Below are 25,229 nucleotides of genomic sequence, written 5' to 3' on the forward strand. Positions count from 1 at the left end.
TGCGGTAGTGCTCGACAGCGACTGTCGAGAACTCATCCTGCGGCTCGTGTCGTTCCAATCAGACATATGGCACGAATGCACACCCGTCGCCGGGGACAGTCCGGATCGGACAAACCGGCGACAGACGAACCACCGGAGTGGAGTGACGTCGACGCAGACACGATCGAAGAGCGAGTGCTCGAGCTGGCCGCACAGGGCAAAGACCCTTCCCAGATCGGCATCGCGCTCAGGGACGAGGGCGTCCAGGGCACGCCCATCCCGGACGTGAAAGCCGCGACCGGCAAGAAGGTGACCACGATCCTCGCGGAAAACGACGCGGACCCGGAGATCCCCGAGGACTTCCGGAACCTGCTCGAGAAGGCTGTTAACCTCTACGAACACGTCGAGGAGAACGGCCAGGACCACCACAACAAACACGCCCTGCAGAACCTGGAGTCCAAGATTCGCCGCCTGGCGAACTACTACCGGGGCGACCAGCTCCCGGCGGACTTCAAGTACACCTACGAGAACGCCAAGGACCTCCTCGAATAGATGGCGACGACGGGGACACCAGACGAGAACTGGACGCCTGACGGCCTGGCTGGCCACCTGCGCGAGGCTTCCCTCGCACGGGTGGTGAGCCGCGCCGACGGCGACGGCCTCGCTGCGGCGGCCATTCTCGGCCGCGCGCTGGCCGCGAGGAACATCCCTCGCCATCTCTCGCTGTCCCCGACTGTTGCCGACGCCACCACCCGCCTCTCCGAATCCAGCACGGCAGTCACGCTGGGATTTCCGGTCGGCGAACACGTCTGCGACGCGGAGGCCGCGGCGCTCTGTGCCTACGCGGTTGCCCGCGAACTCGGGACCGATCCCGACCCCGGCCTGGCGATCGCCGGGGCCGTCGCGGCTGACATTGAACCCCACGGGCCCGCACTCGATGCGGCCCGCGAACGGGGCCTCACCAACCGGGCCGGGCTGGCGATTCCGACGACCGATCCGGCAGTCGGACTGGCTCACACGGGGCTCGTCCACGCGGACTTCTCCGGGAGCGTCGAGGCGGCAAGCGACTTTCTCGCACCGCTCGATCTCCCAGCGGAACTCGAGGCCGATGCCAACGAACGACTGGCGTCGGCGGTGGCACTTGCGGCCACGGACACGGCCCGACCCGATCGGGCAACGCGAGCTATCGAAGCCGCGATTGCACCCCGGAGCTCGCCGACGGACTTCGAGACGGTCGAAGGCTACGCCGACGTGCTCAACGCGAGCGCTGCGATGGCCCCTGGTCGGGCACTCGCGGCGCTCCTGGGGACACCGGAGCTGGCGACTCTTCGAACGTTGTGGGAGCAGTACGGGACGGCCCTTCACCGGGCTGTCGACGATCTCGCCCCGTCCGCGGGGCCCGTCGCGATGGGCACCGTCGAGGCGATCCCGCCACGGGATGTCGCCCGACTGGGTCGAGATTTCCAGGTGGACGCCGATCGACTCTATGTCGCTGGTCCGGGTGCGATCACGCTCGCGACCAGCGAGGTCGACGCACGCGAACGGCTGGAAATCGAGTTCCCGTCGGAGGCGATTACCGGCACGGATCGACTCGCAACGGTCCAAACCGAAACTGACCTGGAGACAGTCCTCACGGAGGTCGAGCCCACACGATGATTCGACGAGCCACCATTCGATCCACGGTCGCTGATCCGGAGACGATCGCCGAAGCGCTCGCCCCGGACAACACCGATCAGATCGAGACCACGGTGGACGAGAACGAGGTACACACCACGATCGAACGGGAGACGACGGCTGGACTCCGATCGACGGCTGACGATTACGTGATGAACCTCTCGGTGGCGATCGAGGTTGCAGCGACGGCGAACAGACACGACACGAACGAGCGATCAGACCCTACTAACACATGAGCGAACGATCAGTATCCAAACGCAGTCAGGAAAAGCGGTGGTACTCCGTGCTTGCGCCCGAGCAGTTCGACCGGGCCGAACTTGGCACGACCCCCGCGATCGAACCGGAACAGGTTATCGACCGTACGATCCAGACCACACTCGGCGACGTGGTCGAGGGCGGTGAGAACAACGTCAAACTCACCTTCCAGGTGAACGACGTCGGGAGCGACTCGGCCTACACCGAATTCTCCCGGTACGAACTCACCCGGGACTACAAACGGAGTCTGGTCCGCCGCGGGTCCTCGAAGGTCAAGGCCGTCTTGACCCTCCGGACCGCGGACGACCACCGGATCTCCGTCCAGCCGGTCGCCTTCACCACGAAGGTCGCCGACCGCAGCCAGAAAGAGGCCATTCGGGCGAAGATGACCGAACTGGTCACCGAGGCAGCCAAGGAACGGACCTTCGAGGAGTTCCTCGACAGCATCATCCAGGGACATCTCTCCAGTGCCATCTACAACGAGGCCAAGACCATCTACCCGCTCCGCCGGGTCGAGGTCGAGAAGGCCGTCCTGGACGCCAAGCCCGCGGAAGTCGAGGCCGAGGAGGAGACCGCGGCCGTCGACGAGTAGGTCGAAATCGGTAAGTCCCTTCTCTCCCGAGAACGCATAGATGCGGCGAGCCCTGCGTGCACTCGGCCCGGCAGACCTCATTACCGCCGCGAACGCGGCGATCGGTTTCGTGGCCGTGGCCCTGGCTCCAGTTGACCCGGCCATCGCTGCTCGGCTGATCCTCCTCGCCGGCATCGCCGACGCACTCGATGGGATCGTGGCCAGACGGTGGGGTGGCTCCGAAGTTGGCGAGTTTCTCGATTCGCTCGCGGACGTGGCCTCGTTCGGTGTCGCCCCCGCAGCGATGGTGATCGCCACGCTCGGTGGGACACTGCAGACCGGAGTTGGGATCGCACTCGGGGCGATTTTCGTCGGCGCGGCCGTGCTTCGACTCGCACTGTACACCGCCTACGACACCGACCAGGCGTATACACACGGGGTGCAGACGACCCTCGCGGCGACCATTTTGGCGGCGGGCCTCCTCTCAGGGGTGCCCACTGTCGCTTTGCTTTCAGGGCTGGGCGTGTTCGCGCTGTTGATGCTCGGTGAGATGACCTACCCCGATCTGCGGGTTCGCGACGCCTTCGTGATGGGCACGATCCAGACGGCGGCGATCCTCGTTCCGACGACTGTTCACTCGCTTTTCCCGCGCGGCCTGCTCGCCTGGGCGCTGGCCTATCTGTTGCTCGGCCCATGGTTCTATCGCGGAGCGGAAGGGAAACGCTCATAGGAATTCTCCCGGAAGTCGGGGATATGAGTGACGGGGACGAAGAGCCAGCGGAGACGGAGGCCGATTCCATCGTATCGGAGTTCGAAGAACGACTCGAATCGGCATCACAGGCCGTCGAGGCGGCCGAGACGGAGGCCGACCTGGACGAGGTCGAAGCGACCCTCGAAGCGATCGGGGCGGACCTGGAGGACGCGGACATCCCGGTTCCCGAACCCGAAGACGAGGACGAGGAGCCAACCGATCCGGCCGAGGAACTCGAAGACGAGCTCTCGGACCTGGAAGACGCCGTGGCGGACAAACGCGGCCCGTACGGCGAGGACGTCATCGAGGCCATCGGGGATGTCCAAAGTACCATCACGGATACCCGATGGGCCGAAGAGGGCGAGAACGAACTCGTCCCGGGCGTCCAGGACTTCTTGGATACCACCGCGGAGATCCTCGATGCGGACTTCGGCGAGGCCGTTCCGGATCCGGAGGAGCTGTCGGTGACCCTCGGAACGGTCACGGACGCAGTTGCGGACGCCGAGTACGACGCCGACGAGGACGCCGAGACGATCGCCTCGCTGCTCGATGCCACGGATACCCTGGCCTCGGCCGTCGATTCGTCGACGGCGTGGACGGATCTGGAGATTCGCGAGCGTCTGGACCGCGAGGGCTTCTACGAGCCACTCGAGGGGGCCAAGCACAAGGACTTCCCGCCGGAGTGGTCGGCGCTCAAGACCTGGCAGCAGCGTGGCAACGTCGAGATGGTCGTGCTCCTGCTCGACCTGATGGGCGATACGGACTACATCACCCGTCACTGCATCGAGGCCCTGGAGTACATGGGCGACGAGGCGGGTGTGGACGCACTCACTGACCTGGCGAACCGCCGGAACCTCAACGCGATCGACGCCATCGGCAAGATCGGGGCCGAGTCCGGCGTGAGTGCCGTGGAGGGCCACGCCGAATCTGGTCGGACACCGGAGCTGCAGGCGCGAGCGATCACGGCCCTCGGTGCCATCGGGGACGAGTCCACGACGGGCACCGTCGCCGACCAGCTGCTCGCGGACAGCGAGCGCGTGCGAACTGCCGCAACCCGCGCGCTGGGCATGATCGGTGACACCCGGGCCATCGACCCGCTCGCGGACGTACTCGAGGACACGGACGAGGAGAACTCGGTCCGTGCGAGTGCCGCCTGGGCGCTCTGCCAGATCGGGACCGAAGCGGCGCTCTCGGCCGCTGCGGAGTACGCCGACGCCAGTTCGTACCTGATCGAAGCCGAGGCAGCCAAAGCCGCCGATGCACTCGGTCTGGAGGACGAGGACGATTCGGAGGACCCCGACGACACCGAGCAGGCAGCCGCCGAGGATGAGGAGTCGGACGAGGCGGCGGCCTAGGCCAGGAAGGTACCCGTCAGCTGAAGCGCGAACGCGACCGCGATGAGTATGGCACCGGCGCGACCGAAGAAGGTGTACTCGTCCGCGTCGTTCGGCGAGATCTCGACGCTGTAGCTCTCGAAGTCCCGGTCGAACCGAACGTAACTGGGTAGCTGGAAGAACTCCACGAACAGCAACATGGCTCCGACGACCCCGAGGGCCGACCCCGCGAGGTGGAGCTGTGTGGCAATGGCCATACCGTAGCGGGGCCGCCCCATCCAGATAAAGCCATCCGAACGTTTTTCCCCGAGAGTCGAACCAATCGGTCGCGTGCTGGCGGAACTACTCGTGATCACGTTACTGGCGACGGCTGGCCCCGTCACGATCGATGGGGTGTACCCCAACCCGACGACGGACGGCGATCGTGGTGAGTTCGTGATCCTCTCGGTTCCGGAGAACACGACCCCACAGAATCTGGAACTGACCGACGGCGAGGACACCATCGACCTCTCGGGAATCGAGGCGAACGGGCGGGTCGTCGTTACCGCCGATCCCGGCCCGGCGTCGAACCTGACCGATTTGCCGATCCACGAGACTGACTCCTTTCTCTCGCTCTCGAACGGCGGCGAGTGGGTCACGCTTCGAGGCGAAACTTCGGCGAGCAATCTCACCTATCCCCGCGCTCCCGAGGGCGAACTCTACCGGAATGGCCGGTTCGAACCGATCGCCCGCTCGAATTTCCGGCCGATGACGACTCGGAACGTCTCGGTTACAACTACAGTTCTGCCGGACGATCCGACGCCACTGACCCGAGCAATCGATTCCGCCGGGGACCGAATCCTCCTTGCCGGCTACACGTTCACCGACCCGTCGGTCACGGACGCGTTGATTAGCGCTCACCGGCGGAACGTGACCGTCAGGGCGCTCATCGAGGGCGGCCCGGTCGGCGGCATTTCTGGCCCGCAGATGACCCAGCTCGATCGCCTGCATGCTGCTGGAGTTCCGATTGCCGTGATGGGGACCGACCGGGCGCGCTATCGGTATCAACACGCGAAATACGCCGTCGTCGACGACCGCGCAGTGGTGACCTCGGAGAACTGGAAGCCAGGTGGAACCGGCGGCAACGGTTCCCGAGGGTGGGCAGCCGTCATGCACGATCCGAAGGTCGCAGCCGATCTGGCCCGCATCTTTCGAGCCGACACGGCCTTCGTCGACACGCGCTCCTGGGCGGAGAGTCGGCCGACGGAGCCGGTCGAAGGTGGGATGGACACGACGAGGTATCCGACCCGCTTTCCCGCACAGTCGAGCCAGGCCGAACAGGTGACTGTTCTCACGGCGCCGGACAACGCTGCGGGAGCCGTCCGTGGAATGCTTGCCAATGCGACCGAATCGATTCGAATTCAGCAGGTGTCGATCGACCCGTCGACGCCGCTTTTGAACGAGTCCATCGCTGCGGCGCGGCGTGGCGTCTCTGTCCGCATTCTACTCTCCGGGGCCTGGTACGCCGAGTCGGAGAATCGGGCGCTGGCGCGGTCCCTGCGGGATCGGGCCGAACGGGAGGACCTCCCACTGACGGTCCGGTTGGCAGAACCCCGGAGCCGTTACGAACACGTCCATGCCAAAAGCGTGATCGTCGATGGCGAGTCGGTGCTTCTCGGCAGCCTCAACTGGAACCCCAACGCACTCCGGGAGAACCGGGAAGTCGCGGTCCGGATCGACGATCCGAAGGCGGGCACCTACTTCGAGCGCGTGTTTCGGGCGGACTGGCGGGGTGCCGCCTGGCGGCTGCCCTGGGGCGTGCTGTTCGGGGCCAGTGTAATCCTGTTCCTCGGGTTGGCTGCGGCGAGATCCTTCGCCGACTTCGAAAATTAAGTCGAGGAGCTACTGAGCGCCTCGTCCAGTTCCGCGTCGGCCATTTTCTCGATCAGGGAACCGATCACGGCCTCGCGCATCCCCGGGACGAACCGGATGCTCCCGACGACGAGGTGGCCGCCGCCGCTAACACCCGCACCAGGCAGTTCGTCGTTGAGATCCGTCACCATCTCCGGGATGTCGAGTCGCACCCCGTCGCTTCGGAGCACCGCGAAGTCGGGCCCGTAGCCCACGGTGATCACGGGTTCGCCGGTGGCCTCGACCTTGCGGTCGTGGAGCTCGCCGGTGGTCTTTCCGGGCGGGGGATACGTGAACCGGTGGGCGAACTCATCGAGGTCGAGCCGATAGAGGTGGGCGCCGTTGGCGAGTCGCTCGTGTTCGACGTGGTCGGTGTTCGCCTCGAGTTGGCGCTCAGTGTCCTGACGGGCCCGATCCGCGAGCAGGTCGATCAGCTCCCGGTGGCGCTGCTCGTCGTCGATTCCCAGGAGATCGGTCACGAACCCGCGACCGGCGTCGTACCGGAGCACGTAGGCCGCATAATCCAGTGCGGCGACGATGTCGTCCAGATGGGACTCGTCGTAGCCCGCCTCGGCGGCCAGTTCCAGGTAGTCCGACATGGCGTCGGCCTTCGAGCGGTCCGCGAGCCCGGCGATCGCGGGGACGTGATCGAGTTCGTCGCCGAGCGAGGGATGGAGCATGCGGGCGAGTTCGACGCTGAGCATGCCCGAGGTGATCCGGTAATCCTCGCCGTAGAGGTACGGGTTCACGTGCGTGTCGACGTAGGGATCGACCGCCTCCGGATCGGGATGGTGGTGGTCGATGACGATGACCGGGATGTCATAGGAGTCGAGGGTGCGGTAGGCCGGGGTATCCTCGGCGGTGCTCCCGTTGTCGATCATCAGGAGGACGGGGAGTTTCTGGCCGTGGCGTGCCCGGTCGCCAAGCGAGTAGTTGAGGTCCCGCGTGGCGTCTTCCATCTCGTAGTACGGCGCTTTCGAGGGCAGGCGCTTGAGGAGGTGCCGCGGGGCCTCAGTGTCCTCGTGGACGTCCTCGATCAGGCGTTCGAGTGCGATCTCGACCGGGGCGGCCGCACACATGCCGTCGCCGTCGGCGTGGTGGCGAATGCGGATCGGTCGGCCCTCCAGGACCGCCCGTCTGAGCTGTCTGGCGACATCTGCGAGGTCGGAACGCATCTCGTCCAGGGCCGGCCAGTCGATCGTGGGCTCGACCGCGACGGGATCCGACTGACTTGCACTCGCGGCTTCCAGTCGCGCACCGACTGACTGCTCCTGGTCGCCCTCGAGCACGTCGAGTCGATCCACTTCGACCTGCACGCCACCGTTTCGGGAGCCGGCAGTCCCGGCGACGTGTACGAGGTCCCCGATTTGGACTTCGGGGTAGGATCTGACACCGGCTCCCTCGTAGGCCGTACAGGGGACGATTCCGGTCTCGTCTCTGACCTGGAAGACTGTCGGGCCACGGGTCTGTTTGATCTGGACCACGGACCCCTCCAGATGGACGGTGTCGCCGTTCGATTCTCCAAGCGTCGACACGACACGTCGCTCGTACGCCGGGCGTTTCTCCACCAGGTCGTAGCTGTCGAGGTCCGCCGGCTCGAAGGAGACGTCACCGTCGGCCTTGATCTCGGCGACTTTCACGATCACGTCGTCCCCGACGGCGTACTCCGTGTCCAGACTCGATTCGTGGACCAAACCGGAGACGGAGTCGGAGACGTCGACGAAGACGCCGTACTCGACCACGCCGTTGACGGTTCCGCGGTAGTACTGTCCTGCTTCGAGATCCGAGCGCGTACACTCCGGATCGAGGTCATAGACGATGGGGGTGCCATCCGACTGGGATGACGATTCACTCATTGGGCATCGATTGGTCAAGGGCGCGTTTACCGCTTACGAACGAGGGGCCGGAGTTTCGCTTCTCTGTCAGTCTGCGCCGTAGTTCCCGAGGTCGGTCTGTCCCGTCTCGCCCCCGACTGGTTCGACGACGGCAGGCGAATCGTTTGTCGGATCGTTCACGAGCGTCGAGATTTCCCGGGCTTGCAACATCGGTTCCGGCGTTTCGAGCAGGTCTTGGGCCGTTTCGGGATCGCCATCGAGCCAGGACCGCTCAGCCGACCGATCCAGGACGACCGGCATTCGGTCGTGAATCGATTCCAGGCGGGCCGTCGCCTCGGTCGTGAGGATCGTGACCGTCGATAGCGGTTGGTTGGCTCCTTCCCATCGACTCCAGAGCCCGGCCATCGCGAAGAGTTCGTCGTCGGGGCGGGTGATCCGATACGGCTGCTTGCCCCCGCGGTCGCCGGCCCACTCGTAATAGCCGTCGGCGAGGACGAGGGCTCGCCGACTTTCGAAGGCATCCCGAAAGAGCCGGTTTTCCGACACTGTCTCGACGCGGGCGTTGATCGGGCGGGGGCCTGTATCGGGGGACTCGGCCCAGGTGGGAACGAATCCCCATTCGTCGCTAGTGATCGTTTGCGGCGTCTCGTCGTGGATCACGTGGAGGTCCTGCTTCGGAGAGATGTTGTACCGCTCCTCGTACCCTGTCGCAAACTCGGCGTCGAACCGTCGCTCGATCGTGGATTGGGCCGCGAAAAGCGAGGTGCGCCCGCACATGGTCTTCCTTTCGGCGGCAATGCGGGTAGTCGTTTCGTCAGGTTCCCGTACTGTGAGCCCTCGAACGGGTACCAAGCTGATAGTGTTGGAGCACCAACAATCTGCATGGTCGAAACACTCGAACAGTATGCCGCCGGTGGCGGGTTGGTGATCGGTGCCGGCGTTGGTGGGACCGTCGCGACGCTTTTCGGCCAGGACGGGTTCGCACTCATCGCAGGCTTCGGGGCGGCTGGTGGCCTTCTCGTCGGTGCGATGGCTGGACGCTATGCGACCGGGGCCCGGAATCGGGCGAACTGGCGGTATGCCGTCGTCGCGTTCACCCTGGCGCTCAGTTTCCTCGTCGGCAGCGTTCTCGGCGTGCTCACGGGATGGATGCTTGACTCGTCGCTCCTCGATGCGGGCGTCGCTGGAGCCGTGGCTGGCGGGGTATTCGCCGTGTTGCTAACAGCGATTTTGCTTCGGACGGGCCACACGCAGTAGCCCCTCTCGGTTCACTCGAAGATGTCTGCGGGGTCGGCCCCGAGGACGGTCACGAGGTCCGCTGGATCCACGGCGGCGACCGTCTCTGGGGTTCCAGCCCCGCCCCAGATCGTCTCGAACTGCTGGAGCGCAGGGTCGATGAGCGTCCGATCGATTTCGTGACCCACTGGTGGGACGCCACCAATCGGCCAGCCACTGACTTCTTCTACCGTCTCCGGGTCGGCCAGTTCGACCACTTCGGCATCGAGTACCTCGGCCAGGGCGGATTCCGCAACCTCGTGGTGGCCGGCGGTATAGACGAGAACCGGCTCGCCGTCCCCGAGAAAGACGATGCTCTTGACGATGGCCTCGATCGAGCAGTCGAGAGCGGCTGCGGCGTCGGCGGCACTGTGCGTGCCGGCCGGTAGCTCGCGCACTTCAGGGGTCGTTCCCAGCGTTTCGCGGGCGCGCCGACGGAATCGTGCAGTGGGTTCGTCCATGTCTGTGGAGGATTGCTCGGTGCAGGAATAGGTTTCGAGGAGGTTCAGCCCCACACGACCGGGAGCCAGAGTGAACTTGCGACCGTGAGAAAGGCGATCCCGACGAGGTTGAGCCAGAAGCCGACCCGCGCCATGTCCGGAATCGTGAGATAGCCGCTTCCGAAGACAATAGCGTTCGGTGGGGTCGCTACTGGGAGCATGAATGCGAAGGAGGCGGCCACTGAGACCGTCGCCATGAGTGCGAGCGGGGAGACCAGCAGTGCAGCACCGAGACCGGCCATGATCGGGATGAAAAGCGAGGCAGTAGCACTGTTCGACGCGATTTCCGAAAGGAAGACGACGAGCGTCGCAATCGCGAGGAGGACCCAGACGAACTCCACGCCCCGGAGGCCGACGAAGTGGCCGGCGATCCAGGCTGAGAGCCCACTCACCTGGAACGCGTTCGCGATCGAGAACCCGGCTCCGAAAAGGACCAACACGCCCCAGGGAACTCGCGTCGTGTCCTGCCACCGAAGGAGAAACTCGCCGCGACGGAGATCGACCGGGACCAAAAAGACCAGTATGCCGGCGACGACGGCGATTACCGTGTCGGTGAGCCCTGGGACGAGTGGCTCCAGGACGAACGGCCGGAGCAACCATCCGAGGACGAGAAACAGGAAGACTGCCACGACTCGCCGTTCGCCGGTGCCCATCGGGCCAAGGGCGTGCAGTTCGGATCGGATCTGTTCGTGTCCCGTCGGGAGAACCGTCTCTTCGGGTGGGACCAGGCGAAGGAGCAGGACCCAGGTGACGAGCAGAAAACTAACCGCCAGCGGGAGTCCGAACTGCATCCACTCGACGAACCCGATCTGGATTCCGAGTTGCGCGCGGGCGACACCAGCTAGAATGGCATTGGGCGGGGTCCCGATGAGGGTCGCGACCCCGCCGATCGAGGCCGCATAGGCGATCCCGAGCAACAGGGCCGTCCCGAAGTTCGACTGCTCGACCGAGCCGGCGTCCAGAACGTCAGCCGTCCGATCCGCTAACGGGTTTGCTTGTGTTGGCTCTCGAAGGGCCTGTCGCTGGGCTACCACGCCCATCCCGATGGGGACCATCATCATCGCGGTGGCGGTGTTCGAAAGCCACATCGAGAGGAAGGCGGTGATGAGCATGAATCCCAGAATCAGCCGTCGGGAGTCGGTCCCAAAACGGACGAGCAATTTCAGGGCGATTCGGCGATGGAGCCCCCAGCGTTCGATCGCGAGCGCGACCAGAAACCCGCCCAGAAAGAGAAACACGATCGGGTTGGCGTACGGAGCTGTTGCCCCCTCGGCGCTTGTGACGCCACAAACCGGAAAGAGGACGATGGGAAGCAGGCTGGTGACTGGAATCGGTGCCGCCTCCGTCACCCACCACGTTGCGATCCAGAGTGTGCTCGCCAGGACCGCGTTTGCTGCGGGCTGGAGGCCAGCCGGGGTGACAAAAAGGTGAGTCAGGACGAACAGGGCCGGGCCAAGTCCCAGGCCGATCTGCTGCCGACGGTTGTACGAGGTGGCTTCGCTCATCGGGCCAGAGGACGTAGATCGGGGGCTGGCTCACTCCTCGTCGCCGCTGTATCCGCCGCTATCGACGATCTCGAAGAGCGATCCCCACCCCTCGTCGGACTCGCTTTCGGGCAGCGCATCCCGGAGTTGCCGGAAGTCCGAGGCCGGAACCTGGTCGTGCACCAGGTCGATGATGACACGGGCGTGGTAGGCTGCGTCCGCCCGGTCCGCGTTCTCGATTTCGCTGACACGGGTGAGAAACTCCGGCCAGTCGAATCGCTGCCCATGTTCAGCAACTGCGCCAGTCATGTACCACTTGATCTCCATCGGGAGCGAGGCGGCCAGGTCTGCCGCATTGCCCTCGGGAATCCGTTCGCCGAGGGTCATGAGTGTCGCTCTGATGGCCCGAAGCGTCTCGCCGGTGCCCGGAAACGACAGACGGTGCTGGACTGTCCCGGTGAATTCGTCGAACTGCATCGGTTCATAATTGATAGTGGGCCAACAAATACTCGCGTGACTGTTCCCAAGTGGTGAAAACCAGGCTAGCGGTGGGTTCGATTTCGGTGATGTCCCGGCAACAACCTATTTGGGGAAACCTGCCGTCGGTTTAGCCCACGCATGTACGACGACATCCTCTTGCCGTTCGACGGGAGTGACGGGGCGGCCGCGATCCTCCACCACGCGAGTGAGATCGCCCATCGGTTCGACGCCACGATTCGGGTGCTCTACGTCGCGGACACGACTCGCTATAGTGTCACCCGTGTTGGCGAGCAAACCGTCGATACGCTTGTCGGGAAAGGCAGGGAGGTCGTCGAGGAGGCGGGTCAGGTGCTTGACACGCTCGCCACGCCTTACGAGACCGACGTCGTGCAGGGCAACCCGGCTCCGACGATCGCCGCGTACGCCGAGGAGTACGATTATGATCTGATCATCCAGCCGACCCACGGACGGACCGGCCTGTCCCGACACGTACTGGGCAGCGTCTCGGAGAAAGTCCTCAGACTCGCTTCGGTACCCGTGCTCACCGCCCGAATGCGACCCGATGAGGAGACACTGACATTCCCGTACGAACGGATTCTGCTGCCAACCGACGGGAGCGAGGCCGCCCGCCGAGCGGCCCGACATGGACTGTCCCTGGCGGCGTCAATCGACGCCTCCGTCCACGTACTCGCAGCCGTACCGGAAAATGTGCCCGAACGAAGTCTCTTGGGGGACGAGGCGGTGGGCGAGGCGGCCGCGACCGAAGCGGTCGAGGCCGTTCTCGACGTCGCCGAATCGATGGACGTGGCCGAACCGAAAACACACGTGGCACACGGCGATCCTGTGGAGCGCATTCGGGAGACGATCGACGAACACGCGATTCACGCCGTGGTTATGGGGACGACTGGTCGGCGTGGCACCGATCGCATTCTGCTGGGGAGTGTCGCCGAGCGGACCGTTCGCACGGCTCCAGTGCCGGTCATCACGATTGGCGGCGAGTGAGCAGGCGCGGGACGAAGGCCTTATGGAGACTAAACGATCATTCAATATCAGATGCAGACGGTGTTTGGACCGCTTCTCGACTCCTCCTCATTTGCTAATTCCGGTGCCGGTGTCTGGTCGAATCGGTGCGGAGAACCCGGCGTGATGGATTCGGGGCGAGGATCGTGAGCAACCGCGAGGTCAACGTCACTGACGGGGCTTTGCTGAAGCCCCTGGTCGTGCTCTCGCTGCCGATCGTGCTCTCCCAGATGCTCCAGGTCGGCTACAACCTGGCCGATACCTTCTGGGTGGGCCGGGTCGGACAGGAAGCCGTCTCGGCGCTCTCTTACTCCTGGCCGCTGGTCTTTCTGATGATCTCCGTTGCAGGAGGTTTCACGGTGGCGGGAACGGTACTCGTCGCCCAGTACAAGGGCGCTGGCAAGTCCGAACTCGTGGATTACGCGGCCGGGCAGACGATCGCCTTCGTGGTCGTCGTTGCCGCGTTCTTCTCGATCGTCGGGTTTGCCCTCACGCCGTGGCTCGTGGATCTGGTCGGGGCCAGGCCGGGATCGACCGAGTATTTGCTCGCCGTCGAGTACACGCGGACGATCTTCCTGGGCGTGGTCTTCATGTTCGGCTTCTTCATCTTCCAGGCGCTGCTCCGTGGCTGGGGGGACACCCGAACGCCACTCTACCTGATGGCCTTCGGTGTCGCCCTGAACGTCGTACTGGACCCGTTCCTGATCCTGGGGTTCGAGGAGAACGTTCTCCTGGCCTGGCTCGGGCTGGACGGCCTGCAGGCGTGGCTGTATGGCGTGACTGGGTTCACCGGATTCGGCGTCCAGGGGGCAGCCATCGCGACGGTCTTCTCCCGAGGGGTCGGGGCCATTTTCGGCATGGTCTGGCTGTTCTCCGGGCGGGTTGGCATCCACCTCTCGCTCTCCGATCTCATGCTGGAGCGTGAGATGGTTCGCCGAATCATCCGGCTGGGCGCACCGTCGAGTGTCGAACAGTCCACCCGGGCACTCGGTGTCACCGTTTTGACCGCGCTGGTAGCACTCGCGGGAGACGATGCCGTGGCCGCGCTCGGCATCGGCAACCGACTGAACTCGCTTGTCTTCCTGCCGGCACTCGGGCTGGCCCGTGGGACCGAGACCGTGGTCGGACAGAACCTGGGGAGTGAACACGTCGAGCGGGCGAAACGGGCCGTCGGGTACAGTAGTGGCATCGTCGCCGCGGTGCTGGCTCTCTTGAGTGTGCTCGCGTACGTCTTCGCGGAACCGATCACCGCTGCCTTCATCCCCGGCGAACCGGACGTCATCGCCATCGGGGCGGACTACCTCCGGATTATCGGGCCGACCTTCCTGTTCATCGGGGTCTTCCAGGTCGTTCAGGGGGCCTTCCGGGGGAGTGGTTCAACCCGCCTGGCGATGTTCTTTGCTATCCTCTCGTTGTGGGTGTTCCGTCTCCCGCCGGCCTACGCCCTGCTCGTCTGGGCTGGCATGGGCGCGACTGGCGTCTGGTATGCCATCGCGCTCTCGAACGTGCTCTCGATGGTCGCAGCCTCGCTTTACTTCCTCCGGGGGACCTGGACCGAGAACGTGGTGGAGTCCGAACCGACTCCCGAACCCCTGGAAGACTGATAGTCATCCTTTTCATTCTACCGTTCTCAAAACGCACAATGGCGACACTTCGGTCCCTGCTTCGGGCCGGCTGGTCACAGTTCGTGGCCGACCTCCGGACCGACCGCTTCCTCCGCTACATTCTGCTGCTCGCAGTCGTTTTGACTGGATTTTTCTTCTGGCATCGAATCCCGAACTTCGCGACCCGCGATGAGTTCAGTCGGATTCTCGACGCGCTTGTCCCCTACGGCTCGGTCATCGAGGATCCGAGCTGGGAGTCACTCCGATCGGGGGTGGTCTGGGGGCGGACACCATTCGGGGCGACGACGTTCCTCTACGGGTTCCTGTTGCTACCGGTCGTCGTGATCGCGCTGTTCGCCGGCCAGGGTGAGGCCATCGCCGCCCTCGCATCTCCGGCCTGGGAGTTCGGGTTCTACGAGGCCTGGCATACTACTCCCGAGTGGATCTGGACCTTGTCTATCGCGCTCGTACGGCTCGCGAACGTCGCCTTCGCGGTTGGCAGCGTCTATCTCACCTACCGGATCGGCGTCGAACTCGCCTCCCGACCGGCCGGGCGACTCGCCAGCCTGTTCCTGACTCTTTCCTTTGGCTTTCTCACCATCGCCCACGAGGGCGGCGAGGACATGCCCGCGACCTTTCTGGTGCTGCTCTCGATCCTGCTTCTGGCCCGCTACGTTCGCCAGGGTGACACCCAGCAGTTCCTCGCCGCGAGTGTGACTGGTGGACTGGCGATTGGGTTTAAACTCACGGCTGCGCCCGTGATCGGGGTGATCGCGGTGGCCCACCTGCTCCGGGTGCACCGGAGCGACCAATCCGGACTGGCCCGACTTCAGCCTGGACTGGTTCTGACCGGGGCGCTCCTGGGCCTGCTCTTTATTCTCGTCAGCTTTCCGACGGCGGTCGTGGGGAGACTGGATCTGGTCGTCGAACGGATCGTCGGTGGCTCGCTTTCGCGGGCCAGTCACCCGACCGGCCCGGATGCGCCCATCCTCTGGTGGTTCCTGCGAGGATACCTCAGCGCCCTGGGGCTCCCGCTTTTCGTCGGCTCGGTAACCGGCATCGCGGCCAGCCTCTGGCATCTCCGAGACAAACCCGCGTCCGCTCCGGCCGCAGTACTCGTTTTCACCGGGCTGTTTGGCTATCTCCTGCTCTTCTCGGGGTGGCACGATTTTCGGGTCCACCATTTGCTCCCGACCATCCCGCTCGCCGCGATCTTGCTCGGCTGGACGGTAACTCGTTTCTGGGATCGTCGCCCCTCCCTTGCGGGCCCCCTTCTCGCGATCTTGCTGATTACCTCTAGTCTCTATGCGGGTGTTGGTGTGGCTGGCTACGCCGATATGCCCCGGGACGACGCGGTAACGTGGCTCGAAACGGAGGCCGAGGAGGACGCCGTGCTGGAGGTCTACCGGCGTCACCTCCAGGACACCGCGGTCCCACACTCGATGACCGTCCAGCACGCCTACGGCGCGAGCGATGCTGGCGAGACACTCGATCCCTGCCCCACGTATATCCAACTCGGGTATCGTGATCTGCTCTATCTGGCCGAGGACACCTACTACCGGAACGGAATCGTCAGGGCATCCTACGTTCGCTCGCTTGTCTCTGAAGAGTACGGCTACGAGATCGTCGCCGAGTTCGGCCCGCGCCCACCGAACTTCGTCCCCGACCGGCCAACTCCGGGCGTCTATCACGAACTCATCCGACTGGGTATCGTCCCGCAAACTGACCAGTACGCGGACGAACAGGAGCTTCGACCGAACCAGTACACCCTCATCCTGGAGCGGACTGGCGAGTGTGACCAGTCCCGGGAGCAGCCCTTCTAGTCCTCGACCGAAAGCGTGGAGAGGTCCAGTCGGGCCGCCGGAATCCAGCCCAGCACCGCCGGCAGGTAGATCCCGAAGACCCGGTCGATGAACACGATCGGAACGATGGCACTTCCAGGAACGCCCAGGGAGACGAACACCGCCGTCGCAGTGGCCTCTGTGACCCCGACGCCGCCCGGCGTGAGTGGTAGCAAGGTCACGCTGTAGGCCGTGACGAGGTAGAACGGAAGCAACACGAGTGGCTCGAAAGGCACCCCGAATGCGGCCAGCAACACCCCGACTCTGATTGCCGGGGCCACGACGAGTACGACCGCCCAGCTCAGGCCATACTGCAGCCAAACGTCGCGATCGGTCGCGAGGGTTCGGAACGCAGTCGTCGAAGCCTCGGTCATGTCGGTGAGTCCATCGATCCTGGTCGCGAGTGTGTCGCCGATGGCCGGGAGCAGGGAGGCGACGCTGGCCAGACCCCGCACGATCGGGTCGAGATATCGGAGGTTCGCCCCGGCCAGCAGGACCGTCGTGCCCGCGACGAAGTACAACCCGGTCGAGGCGGCAAGCAGTCCCAGGAGCCCGATGGGGACCGATTCGAGCATGGCGATCGCCACCAGGCCCAGCACCGAGATCGAGCCGTATAGCACGGCGTAGATTCCCGTGTGAACTCCCGTCACTGCGGCGGCGTCGGCGTAGCCGAGTCCCGTGTAGCTCCGCACGACGAAAGGAGCGGCCAGCCGCCCCGAGAGTCGGGACGGGAGAAGCTGATTGACGAAGTTGACCACCAGGGATGTGCTCGCCGCGGCCCTGAGGGTTGTCGGGGTGACCGCCCTGAGCACTGCGCGCCAGGTCTCGAACTGGGCGAGTGCCCCGAGCAGGCTCACCAGGAGCAGGATGGCAATCGTCCCGGCGTCCAGGCTGGCCAGCCGATCGATCACCGTCCCGACTTCGATCTGGGTGAGGAGCCAGCCGACTGCCAGCAGGGCGATCCCGTACTGGAGCACCGTGACCGCGAGTTCGCGAGGGCTCCGACGGCTCATTTCGTCGCCCCATTGGGCCCCTGGTCGGGGGCGGCGGTATCGAGATCGGCCTGGCGGAGCGCTTCACTGGCCGTCACGAACTCGAAATCGGTCGCAAGGATCCGTTCGATCGCCCGGCGCATCCACGCGCCGGTGTGCCAGTACACCCGTTTCGGGACGCCCTCGATTGACGGCAGGTCGACGAACTCCCACGGGTGGACATAAAGCACGGGAACCACCCCACGCCGCGCGAGCAGTCGCATGCCCAGAATCGTGTACCGCGGGCCGAAAAACCGGAGCCAGGTCCCGGTTAGCGGGAGCCTGAGCCCGGGCATGACACTCGTGGGCAACTCGGCGATCGCCGGCGGCGCGGAGTCCCAGACTGCGGTGGCGGGGGCTGGCTCTGTGAGTTCGAACTCGCCGCCGTACCAGCCAGGAATCGATCGACTCGCGACGACACTCGCATCGTATTCGTAGCCAGCCGCTGCCAGATCTTGGAAGTGACCGGGGGCGATGTCGAAGGCGGGGGCCCGGAACCCCGTGACTGGCGCGTCGCTAACTGCTTCGAGGGCCTCCCTGGAAACTCGCATCTCCTCGCGACGCGTATCCGTGTCGAGTTCGCTCAACAGGCGGTGGGTACGAGTGTGTGAACCGATCTCGTGACCCGCCCTGGCGATCGACTCGACGGCGGCTGGGTTGGTCTCGGCTAGCTCCGAGACGGTGAACCAGGTCGTGGACACGCCGTGGGTCTCGAAGGCGGACTGGAGAAACGCCACGCCGTCGAGCCCGACAGTCTCGTCGGCCATTGTCCCCGACGCCGTCCGGTAGGCTGGCGTGTGTCTGAACAACTCGAAGTCGACTGAGAGCACTGCCCGTGGTGTCTCACTCATCCCGGTGGTCCTCGAGTTCGGCTCGCAGCAGGCTCACTTCCTCGTTGAGCCGCGAGACCTTCTCGTAGAGGCTGCCGATCCGGTTCAGCAGGTAGGTCACCAGAACGAAGAGGGTCAAATTCGCCATCACGAGAATGGCCCGGGCCTTGAGTTCGAGTCCCAGGACCGCCGCGACGAACTGGAAGGCGTCCGGGAAGAGCGCGACGAAGATCAGGCCCGCACCCACGAGCACCGACGTGGCGAAAAGGACCATATCCTCCCGTCCCCGCCGGACCATGTGATAGCCGTTGGCCAGAAAGATCACGCCGACAGCGAGGGCGATGGCATTGACGACGGTGAACTCGGCCATGTTATCTGAAGAGAAGGACACGAAGGGCGACATCGGTCATTCGCAGCGGGTAAAGGACGAACGTGTCCAGGGTGAACTGCGAGTTGCCCGTCTCGCGGGTCGGGATCTCGGTCGAGACCTCCGTGATGGTAAAGCCCCGCTTTGCCGCCTCCAGGGTCTGTTCGACCGCCCAGTGCTTGTCGGAGTGATGAAGAATCTCGGCCAGCATCGAGACGCGATAGACCCGGAACCCGCTCGTGACGTCGGTGATCTCGATGCCGCCCAGCGTATTGACCAGCCCCGTGAAAAACTGGATGCCGAGGGTCCGAACCAGGGAGTACTCCTCGTGGCTCTCGTTCAGGTATCGGCTCCCGATCACCATGTCGGCCTCTGTCGCGGCCGAGAGCAACCGGGGGATCTGGCTCGGGTCGTGTTGCCCGTCGGCGTCTACCTGCACGACGAAGTCGTACGCCGCCTCGATGGCGTAGCGATAGCCGGTTCGAACCGCGCCGCCAACACCGGTGTTGAACGTGTGTTCGAGCACCCGTGCGCCGTGTTCCCGCGCGACTTGCTTGGTCTCGTCCGTCGAGCCGTCGTCGACGACGACCACTTCATCGACGTACTCCCGGGTCCCGTCGATAACGGACCCAACCGTGTCTGCCTCGTTGTACGCAGGAACGACGGCGACGGTTCGCACTAATTGGGTGACGGCTGGCCGAGCCCTTGAATGTACCGTTCGATCAGTCCACGCGTGACGAAACAAAATTGAGGCTTCGTCCCCAGGTGCCAGCAATGACGAGAACGTTCGTCGTCGGCCTGGATGGGGCGAGCTGGCGCTTGCTCGAACCCTGGATCGAGGCCGGTGAGCTGCCGAATCTGGAACGGCTCAGGGAAACGGGAACCTGGGCCGGCACGCGCAGTGAACTGCCGCCGGTGACGTTCCCCAACTGGAAATGTTATTCATCCGGGAAGAATCCGGGCGGCTTCGGGGTTTACTGGTTCGAGCACGTCGATCTCGAGGCTGGAACTATCGATGTGGCCGACGGGAGTGACTTCCAGACGGTCGAACTCTGGGATTACCTGAACGACGCGGGCCAGTCGACTGGCGTGGTGAACATGCCGACGATGTATCCGCCCCGGGAGATCGACGGACCGATCGTCTGTGGCGGGCCCGACGCCGCCGAGGGCGAGTACCGGGCCATCGACTCCGGCTACACCTCGCCGCCGGAGCTAGCGGCTGAGCTAGAGGAGCGCTTCGATTATCGGGTTCACCCCGACCCGCTGCTCTCGGGGAACGACGAGCGGGGTGCCGAGGTCGAGGCCATCCTGGAGCTACTCGATACGCACTTCGAGGCCGCACTTTCCCTCTTCGAGGAGCAGGACCTGGATTTCGTCCACGTGACCCTGTTCTATCTGAACGTGCTCCATCACTTCTTCTGGGACGAGGAGCCGACCAGGCGGGCCTGGACCCTCGTGGATGAGTGGCTCGGCCGGATTGGGGAGCTGGAGGACACGAACGTCGTGCTCATGTCCGATCACGGAAGCGCCCCCACGACGACGGAGTTCTACATCAACGAGTGGCTCGCCGAGAACGGCTATCAGACCCACAGCCGGACCGTCGACGACACGTTGCAGCAACTGGGGCTGAACCGGGAGACCGTCCTGGGCATCGCAAAACGGCTCGGGCTGGTCGACACCCTCGCGGCGATCGTTCCGGAACGCCTCCAACAACTCGTCCCGCAGGCGGACGGGCTCAAACGACAGCGAAAGCTCGAAGCGATCGATCTGGAGCACACACAGGCGGTCGCCAGCGGTCAGGGGCCGGTCTACCTCAACCCCGCCTTCGACGTCGATTCGGTTCGGGAACAGCTCATGGCCGACCTCCGCGAGGTCGAGGACGAACAGGGCCCCATTTTCTCGGCCGTCCATCCCGGCGAGGAGGTCTACAGCGGGCCCTTCCGCGACAGCGCGCCGGAAATCGTCGTCGACCAGCGCCCAGGGGTCCACGTCAACGACGGAATCGGCGGCGGCACCATCATGTCCGGTCCGGATCGCTGGGCGGCGGAGAACACCCCCTTCGGCATCTTCGTCGCGAACGGGCCGTCCTTCGAATCCCACGGCGAACTGGATCGCATCAGCATTCTCGACATCGCTCCGACGGTGTTGGCCGCTCAGGGGGCCGACGTGCCGACCGACATGAACGGGTCGGTACTTCCGATACTCGCAGGCGACTCCGATTGGGACTTCAGAGAACCTCTTGCCTTCGACGAACGCGCGGGGAGCGAGGACACCGCGACGGTCGAGAAGCGCCTTCAACAACTTGGGTACATGGAGTGAGCCCGGTTCGAACCGCCCGGTAGTTCCTTGGTACTGGCACACATAGTATCTGAATATGCCATCGGATAGCACCAGACGAATCCGTGAACTCGAAGACCGCGTCGAATCCCTCGAAGCGTTGCGGGATACGCTACTCGAGGCCCTCGAAGCCACCGAGACCTATGCCTGGGAGTGGGACATCGAGTCGGACACCGTCGATCGCCATCCCGCGTTCGAGACACTCTTTGGGGTGGACGCGACCGAGTTGGAACCGATCTTCGAGAACTTCGTCGAGCGAGTCCATACCGCCTACCGCGAGGACGTCGTCGAGGCCTTCGAGACGGCTATCGAGGAGGGCTCCTCGTATCACGTCCAGTATCCCCTGACCCTGGGTGACGAGGAGATCTGGCTCGAAGGACAGGGACAGGTCGTCCTGAACGATGATGGAACGCCCGGGCGGATCGTGGGCACGACGCGTCGAATTCCCGAGCCCGAAGACACCTGATCGGTCGGTTCCGAGCCGTTATTCCGCACTGGGGAGTTCGATCCGGACGAGCGTCCCCCGCGGATCGTTTTCTTCAAACGAGATCGTTCCATCGGAGACCGTGACGATCCACTGGGTGAGCCAGAGCTCGAGCCCACTGGAGTGAGCGAGGGGCGTTTCACGTCCGGCTTCCAGCGGGTCGATCTCGGCTTCTGGAATTCCAGGCCCGTCGTCGGCCACCGTGATCTCCACCGTCTCAGTCTCCGGCGGGTCGGTCACCGTCACTTCGACGGTCGGGGAGTCCCGATCGTTGTGTTCGACGGCGTTCGAGAGCACGTGATCGAGGGCGAGATCGAACCGTTCGCGAGCACTTGCAGTCGCCGATTCGGGGACCGACACCGAAACGGTGGCCTCGGGATACTCGTTTTTGAAGCCGATAACTTTCGTCTTCACCCGGGTCGCGACGTCGATGACGTTTTTCTCGGCCCCCTGGTCGTCGATTGCACTCTCGATGTGGCGGACGCTCTCGGCGATTCGACGCAGCCGATCGGACTCGTCGATGACCGTCTCGAGAGCGGTTTCGAGCTTCTGGGAGGAGGAACGGGCGAGTTCCGCGTTGCCCTTGATGATGTTGACCGAGGACCGGATGTCGTGGCGGAGAATCCGGTTCATGACCGAGAGGCGCTGGTGGAGTTGCTCGACGTGTTCCTTCTCGGCTTCGAGTCTCTCCTCGCGGCGCTTTCGTTCGGTTACGTCGCTGTTCACGGCGACGAACCGTTCGATGTCCCCCGCGGGACCTTCGATCGGTGCGATGGTCTGGGAGACGACGAATGTCTCGCCCTCGGCTGACTCGTTTATGACCTCCCGCTGGAAGGTCTCCCCCGAGAGGATCGTCTCCCAGAGCGCCTCGTAGTAGGAGTCGCTCATCTCCCCGGACTGGAACATGCGTGGGTTCCGACCGATTGCTTCGGTTCGGTCATAGCCCGTGATCTCCTCGAAGGCGGGGTTGGCATACTGAATCGTGCCATCGGTGTCGGTCCAGTAGATCGAGTGGCCGGCGTTCTCGACGGCAGCCTTGAAGGCCCGGATGTCAGCTTCCTCCTTGACCGTTTTGCCGGTGTCCCGGACCGTCGCGAGCACGTATTTCTCATCGCCGATCTCAGTTGCTTCGAGCGTGATCGCAGCCCAGAAGACACTCCCGTCCCCGGCGGTCGCCTGACGGCGCAACGTTACCGGCTGCCCGTTTGTGACCGTACTGAACACGTCGGTGGCCCGGTCCCGGGAGTGAGCTCCCAGGTCCGAACTCAGCGTGGCGATCGAGGTGCCCCGGAGCTCGTCTCGTGAATAACCGAACAGTGCCGTCGCCTTTGGGTTACACTCGACGACCCGGCCCGTCTCCGGGTCGAAGACGAGGACGGGGTCCGGCAGCGCCTCGAACAGATCACGATAGACATCCCCCGGTGTCGTCGCGTCGAACAGTTCGGGGGTGCTTGATTGGGTGTCGTCCATGGTCGGGTTTTGGATCGGCCGGGTGGTATCGGATGGGGGTACTCAGAACTAAAACATAACTGTTCTTCGTTCCGATGGTATCCGCCCGGTTGATGGGGATTAATCGGCTTCGGACTCAGTGTCAGATTCCATCGGTTTCAGAGTCGGTTTCGATGGCGCTTCGAACTCGGGCCCATCGGATCGGCGGAGCGCGTAGACGCCGGTGAGCAGGACCAGAAGCGACTGGATTCGGACCGCTGTGACGAACCACTGACGGGGCTCCAGATCCTCGGTATTTCGATAACTCGGTCCGAGCGCCAGGGTTTTCGACACTTCGATCACGCGTCTGGGAAAGAGCGATCCGACGACGCCGAGCAGGACCGCCAGGAGTTTCATTTTCATACTAACAGGTTTGTCGGCCCCATAGAAAAATTTGTGCCCAATTGCCGGGGTGTCCGTCACGGGAACTGATCGCGGTGGTAACTGTCCTGTTCCATCTCGCAGTTGCCGTCCGCGTCGATCACCAGGCGGCCGGAGTACCCACAGGTTCGGGAACTGTTGTACTTGCAGCTCGTGTTCATGCAGTCGACGGCGTGTCGGTTGTCGCCAAAACTCATACGTTCACGTAGGAGGAGCAGTATCTTGAATCCAGGTGCTGCCCCGTGGAAAGCATGAAGGGGGTTCCACGCCACTCCATTGATATGTACGACCGGATCGTCGTCGCCGTCGATTCGAGTGCGGAGGCGGCCCATGCCGCCCGGACGGGCTTTGCGCTCGCCCAGACCCTCTCGGTCCCCGTCGACGTGGTGACTGTGCTGGAAGCTTCGATTCTCGACGCGTTGCGATCCGGGACCGGTCGTGATCGACTTCGCTCGGAGCGCGAGCAGTTGCTCGCCGATATCGAGTCCAGAGCCGGGGCGGTCTCGATTTCGACGACCCTGCTCGAGGGGCGGCCTGCCGATCGGATCGTGGAATTCGCACTCGACAGCGGGACGAACCCGTTGGTCGTTCTCGGTCGGCAAGGCCGGTCTTCCGTGTCTCGCCGGCTCCTCGGCGGCGTCACTGAAGGGGTCCTCGAACGTGGGGACCTGCCGGTACTGGTGGATCCAGGGCCCGGGGAAGCCGAGTCCGATTTCGACCCCTCGCGGATCCTCGTTCCGACGGACGGGAGCGAAAACGCCGACGTCGCACTTCCCCATGTCGCTGCGCTGGCGAACCAGTTCGACGCTGCGGTCACCGTTCTCTCCGTGGTTGACCTCCAGCGGGCAGGTGGCGTGTTCAACGCTGGCGGCCTCGACGCGGAATTTATCGAGGCCCTCGAGAGTCGGGCCGAGACGGCCACCGCGGCGGCCGAGGAGACGATTCAGGCGACGGAGTCGAGCCTGTCAGTAGAGTCGATGGTCCGCCGGTCGAAGGACTTCGAGGGGGTCTCCGGGGCGATCTGTGAGACCACCGTGGCCGAGAACGTCGATTTGGTCGTGATGGGATCACACGGTCGTTCGAACGTCCGTCGTCAACTGCTGGGAAGCGTGACGAGCACGGTGTTGCGCTCGATCGACGTGCCGACCCTCGTGGTCCCGCGCTCGCGGTCTTAACTCGATTCCGGTACCAGTCCGTCGATCCCGTCCCCCGCGCTAACCGAGTCGGTCTCCTGGTCGCCCCACCCATCATGAATCGTGATTTCGGCGTCCGTCGGTGGCGTTCCATCGACGGTCACTCGCAACAGCGCCGACGGATAGGTGATAACCGTCGCACAGGCCTCTTTGTCACCTGACTTGACGACCCGGGCGGTGGCCCGAAGCGTGCCGTCGATCAGGCGAACGTTCTCGAATTCCACCGTCCGGTAACAGGCCGACGGGCCGACTGACTCGACGAGTAGCAACCGTTCGGTCTGGTGATCCAAGCCTTCCAGCGACGATTCGATAGCATCCACCCGCTCGCCCGGGAGATCGAACGCTTCGAGGGCTACTGCCTGATCCTCGTCGCTCCCGATGAGCACGGCGTGTCCGACGACCCCCTCGTCGTGCCAGGCTGGCCGGGTGCTTCGTACCGCCAGCGGCACTGTCTCGGTCTCCGTAATCGTCGAACCCGATCCGGGAGCCGAGAGGCACCCGGCAAGCGTGAGTGTGAGCCCGCTCCCCAGGGCCCCAAGCGTCGACCGGCGTGTGTACTCCATAGTGGTCTAGAGGGGGCCGACCAGCGTCACCGTTTCGGAGCCTCAAAAGCCCCTTTGAGAAC

The 25,229-nt window shown here is 64.3% G+C and carries 28 protein-coding genes; 14 read left to right on the top strand and 14 right to left on the bottom strand.

All coding sequences use genetic code 11. The features are described from left to right. Positions 1-66 precede the first annotated feature (66 nt). From RH831_RS07290 to RH831_RS07315, 6 genes are read left to right on the top strand one after another with little or no spacing between them, the layout of a single operon-like run. Positions 67-531 carry a 30S ribosomal protein S15 gene (locus tag RH831_RS07290; RefSeq protein ID WP_310553557.1) on the top strand — a complete coding sequence of 155 codons (465 nt, stop codon included), beginning with the start codon at positions 67-69 and terminating at the stop codon, positions 529-531. Beyond that, a complete protein-coding gene (locus RH831_RS07295; protein ID WP_310553558.1) occupies positions 532-1,635 on the top strand; it encodes a hypothetical protein in 1,104 nt (367 codons plus the stop codon). It begins immediately after the preceding gene. Beyond that, positions 1,632-1,889, top strand: a complete 258-nt coding sequence (locus tag RH831_RS07300; protein WP_396275433.1) for a KEOPS complex subunit Pcc1 — start codon at positions 1,632-1,634, stop codon at positions 1,887-1,889. The genes RH831_RS07295 and RH831_RS07300 overlap by 4 nt, the downstream gene beginning before the upstream one ends. Next, the gene (locus tag RH831_RS07305) at positions 1,886-2,500 is read left to right on the top strand and encodes a 30S ribosomal protein S3ae (RefSeq protein WP_310553559.1); all 615 of its coding nucleotides are present in this window, start codon (positions 1,886-1,888) and stop codon (positions 2,498-2,500) included. The genes RH831_RS07300 and RH831_RS07305 overlap by 4 nt, the downstream gene beginning before the upstream one ends. Positions 2,501-2,540: 40 nt before the next feature. Further along, a complete protein-coding gene (locus RH831_RS07310; protein WP_310553560.1) occupies positions 2,541-3,209 on the top strand; it encodes a protein sorting system archaetidylserine synthase in 669 nt (222 codons plus the stop codon). A 23-nt stretch (positions 3,210-3,232) separates the two neighbouring features. Then, positions 3,233-4,585, top strand: a complete 1,353-nt coding sequence (locus tag RH831_RS07315; protein ID WP_310553561.1) for a HEAT repeat domain-containing protein — start codon at positions 3,233-3,235, stop codon at positions 4,583-4,585. Here RH831_RS07315 and RH831_RS07320 read toward each other — a convergent pair. Further along, positions 4,582-4,821: a hypothetical protein gene (locus tag RH831_RS07320; RefSeq protein ID WP_310553562.1), complete on the bottom strand. Its 240-nt coding sequence runs from the start codon at positions 4,819-4,821 to the stop codon at positions 4,582-4,584. The two genes, RH831_RS07315 and RH831_RS07320, sit on opposite strands and share 4 nt — an antisense overlap. 73 nt (positions 4,822-4,894) lie before the next feature. Between RH831_RS07320 and RH831_RS07325 the strand changes: the two genes are divergently transcribed. Then, entirely contained in the window at positions 4,895-6,436 is a 1,542-nt protein-coding gene (locus RH831_RS07325; protein WP_310553563.1) for a phospholipase D-like domain-containing protein, read from the top strand. Here RH831_RS07325 and RH831_RS07330 read toward each other — a convergent pair. Both RH831_RS07330 and RH831_RS07335 read right to left on the bottom strand, forming a co-directional pair. Further along, on the bottom strand, positions 6,433-8,310 hold the full coding sequence (locus RH831_RS07330) for an OB-fold nucleic acid binding domain-containing protein (protein ID WP_310553564.1): 1,878 nt from the start codon (positions 8,308-8,310) through the stop codon (positions 6,433-6,435). The genes RH831_RS07325 and RH831_RS07330 overlap by 4 nt on opposite strands. Before the next feature lie 66 nt (positions 8,311-8,376). Beyond that, positions 8,377-9,066 (bottom strand): SOS response-associated peptidase, encoded by a 690-nt coding sequence (locus RH831_RS07335; protein WP_310553565.1) that lies wholly within the window; start codon positions 9,064-9,066, stop codon positions 8,377-8,379. Positions 9,067-9,171: 105 nt separating this feature from the next. Here RH831_RS07335 and RH831_RS07340 point away from each other — a divergent pair, with 105 nt between their 5' ends. Continuing rightward, positions 9,172-9,546, top strand: coding sequence for a hypothetical protein (locus RH831_RS07340; protein WP_310553566.1), 375 nt, complete (start codon positions 9,172-9,174; stop codon positions 9,544-9,546). Positions 9,547-9,557: 11 nt separating this feature from the next. Here the strand turns inward: RH831_RS07340 and RH831_RS07345 are convergent, their stop codons facing one another. Genes RH831_RS07345 through RH831_RS07355 form a run of 3 tightly spaced genes read right to left on the bottom strand, consistent with a single transcriptional unit; the run spans position 9,558 to position 12,025 of the window. Further along, positions 9,558-10,025: a YbaK/EbsC family protein gene (locus RH831_RS07345; RefSeq protein ID WP_310553567.1), complete on the bottom strand. Its 468-nt coding sequence runs from the start codon at positions 10,023-10,025 to the stop codon at positions 9,558-9,560. Between the two features lie 44 nt (positions 10,026-10,069). Then, positions 10,070-11,569 (bottom strand): DASS family sodium-coupled anion symporter, encoded by a 1,500-nt coding sequence (locus tag RH831_RS07350; protein WP_310553568.1) that lies wholly within the window; start codon positions 11,567-11,569, stop codon positions 10,070-10,072. A 30-nt stretch (positions 11,570-11,599) separates the two neighbouring features. Further along, positions 11,600-12,025 carry a DUF2267 domain-containing protein gene (locus tag RH831_RS07355; protein ID WP_310553569.1) on the bottom strand — a complete coding sequence of 142 codons (426 nt, stop codon included), beginning with the start codon at positions 12,023-12,025 and terminating at the stop codon, positions 11,600-11,602. A 141-nt stretch (positions 12,026-12,166) separates the two neighbouring features. Between RH831_RS07355 and RH831_RS07360 the strand changes: the two genes are divergently transcribed. From RH831_RS07360 to RH831_RS07370, 3 genes are all read left to right on the top strand, one after another. Next, on the top strand, positions 12,167-13,030 hold the full coding sequence (locus RH831_RS07360; protein ID WP_310553570.1) for a universal stress protein: 864 nt from the start codon (positions 12,167-12,169) through the stop codon (positions 13,028-13,030). Positions 13,031-13,194: 164 nt separating this feature from the next. Further along, complete coding sequence (locus RH831_RS07365) at positions 13,195-14,652, top strand: MATE family efflux transporter (RefSeq protein ID WP_310553571.1); 1,458 nt, start codon at positions 13,195-13,197, stop codon at positions 14,650-14,652. A 38-nt stretch (positions 14,653-14,690) separates the two neighbouring features. Then, positions 14,691-16,475, top strand: coding sequence for a glycosyltransferase family 39 protein (locus RH831_RS07370; protein ID WP_310553572.1), 1,785 nt, complete (start codon positions 14,691-14,693; stop codon positions 16,473-16,475). Here RH831_RS07370 and RH831_RS07375 read toward each other — a convergent pair. Genes RH831_RS07375 through RH831_RS07390 form a run of 4 tightly spaced genes read right to left on the bottom strand, consistent with a single transcriptional unit; the run spans position 16,472 to position 19,400 of the window. Beyond that, the gene (locus tag RH831_RS07375) at positions 16,472-17,506 is read right to left on the bottom strand and encodes a lysylphosphatidylglycerol synthase transmembrane domain-containing protein (protein WP_310553573.1); all 1,035 of its coding nucleotides are present in this window, start codon (positions 17,504-17,506) and stop codon (positions 16,472-16,474) included. The two genes, RH831_RS07370 and RH831_RS07375, sit on opposite strands and share 4 nt — an antisense overlap. Then, positions 17,503-18,375, bottom strand: a complete 873-nt coding sequence (locus tag RH831_RS07380; protein WP_310553574.1) for a polysaccharide deacetylase family protein — start codon at positions 18,373-18,375, stop codon at positions 17,503-17,505. The genes RH831_RS07375 and RH831_RS07380 overlap by 4 nt, the downstream gene beginning before the upstream one ends. Next, complete coding sequence (locus RH831_RS07385) at positions 18,368-18,724, bottom strand: DUF2304 domain-containing protein (protein WP_310553575.1); 357 nt, start codon at positions 18,722-18,724, stop codon at positions 18,368-18,370. Before RH831_RS07385 ends, RH831_RS07380 begins: the two co-directional genes overlap by 8 nt. 1 nt (position 18,725) lies before the next feature. Continuing rightward, positions 18,726-19,400, bottom strand: a complete 675-nt coding sequence (locus tag RH831_RS07390) for a glycosyltransferase family 2 protein (RefSeq protein WP_071933156.1) — start codon at positions 19,398-19,400, stop codon at positions 18,726-18,728. 95 nt (positions 19,401-19,495) lie between these two features. Between RH831_RS07390 and RH831_RS07395 the strand changes: the two genes are divergently transcribed. Beyond that, complete coding sequence (locus RH831_RS07395) at positions 19,496-21,040, top strand: alkaline phosphatase family protein (protein ID WP_310553576.1); 1,545 nt, start codon at positions 19,496-19,498, stop codon at positions 21,038-21,040. A 55-nt stretch (positions 21,041-21,095) separates the two neighbouring features. Beyond that, on the top strand, positions 21,096-21,524 hold the full coding sequence (locus tag RH831_RS07400) for a PAS domain-containing protein (protein WP_310553577.1): 429 nt from the start codon (positions 21,096-21,098) through the stop codon (positions 21,522-21,524). An 18-nt stretch (positions 21,525-21,542) separates the two neighbouring features. Here RH831_RS07400 and RH831_RS07405 read toward each other — a convergent pair whose 3' ends face one another. From RH831_RS07405 to RH831_RS07415, 3 genes are all read right to left on the bottom strand, one after another. After that, on the bottom strand, positions 21,543-23,012 hold the full coding sequence (locus tag RH831_RS07405; protein ID WP_310553578.1) for a PAS domain-containing sensor histidine kinase: 1,470 nt from the start codon (positions 23,010-23,012) through the stop codon (positions 21,543-21,545). A gap of 99 nt (positions 23,013-23,111) precedes the next feature. Continuing rightward, complete coding sequence (locus RH831_RS07410; protein WP_310553579.1) at positions 23,112-23,393, bottom strand: hypothetical protein; 282 nt, start codon at positions 23,391-23,393, stop codon at positions 23,112-23,114. A 56-nt stretch (positions 23,394-23,449) separates the two neighbouring features. Continuing rightward, on the bottom strand, positions 23,450-23,608 hold the full coding sequence (locus RH831_RS07415; RefSeq protein WP_157754382.1) for a hypothetical protein: 159 nt from the start codon (positions 23,606-23,608) through the stop codon (positions 23,450-23,452). A gap of 84 nt (positions 23,609-23,692) precedes the next feature. On the opposite strand from RH831_RS07415, the gene RH831_RS07420 reads away from it, so the two are divergent. Continuing rightward, entirely contained in the window at positions 23,693-24,586 is an 894-nt protein-coding gene (locus RH831_RS07420; protein ID WP_310553580.1) for a universal stress protein, read from the top strand. Here the strand turns inward: RH831_RS07420 and RH831_RS07425 are convergent. Next, positions 24,583-25,167, bottom strand: coding sequence for a hypothetical protein (locus tag RH831_RS07425; RefSeq protein WP_310553581.1), 585 nt, complete (start codon positions 25,165-25,167; stop codon positions 24,583-24,585). The genes RH831_RS07420 and RH831_RS07425 overlap by 4 nt on opposite strands. Positions 25,168-25,229: the final 62 nt, after the last annotated feature.

The sequence above is a fragment of the Halodesulfurarchaeum sp. HSR-GB genome (assembly GCF_031432215.1).
In the GTDB taxonomy this organism is placed as follows: domain Archaea; phylum Halobacteriota; class Halobacteria; order Halobacteriales; family Halobacteriaceae; genus Halodesulfurarchaeum.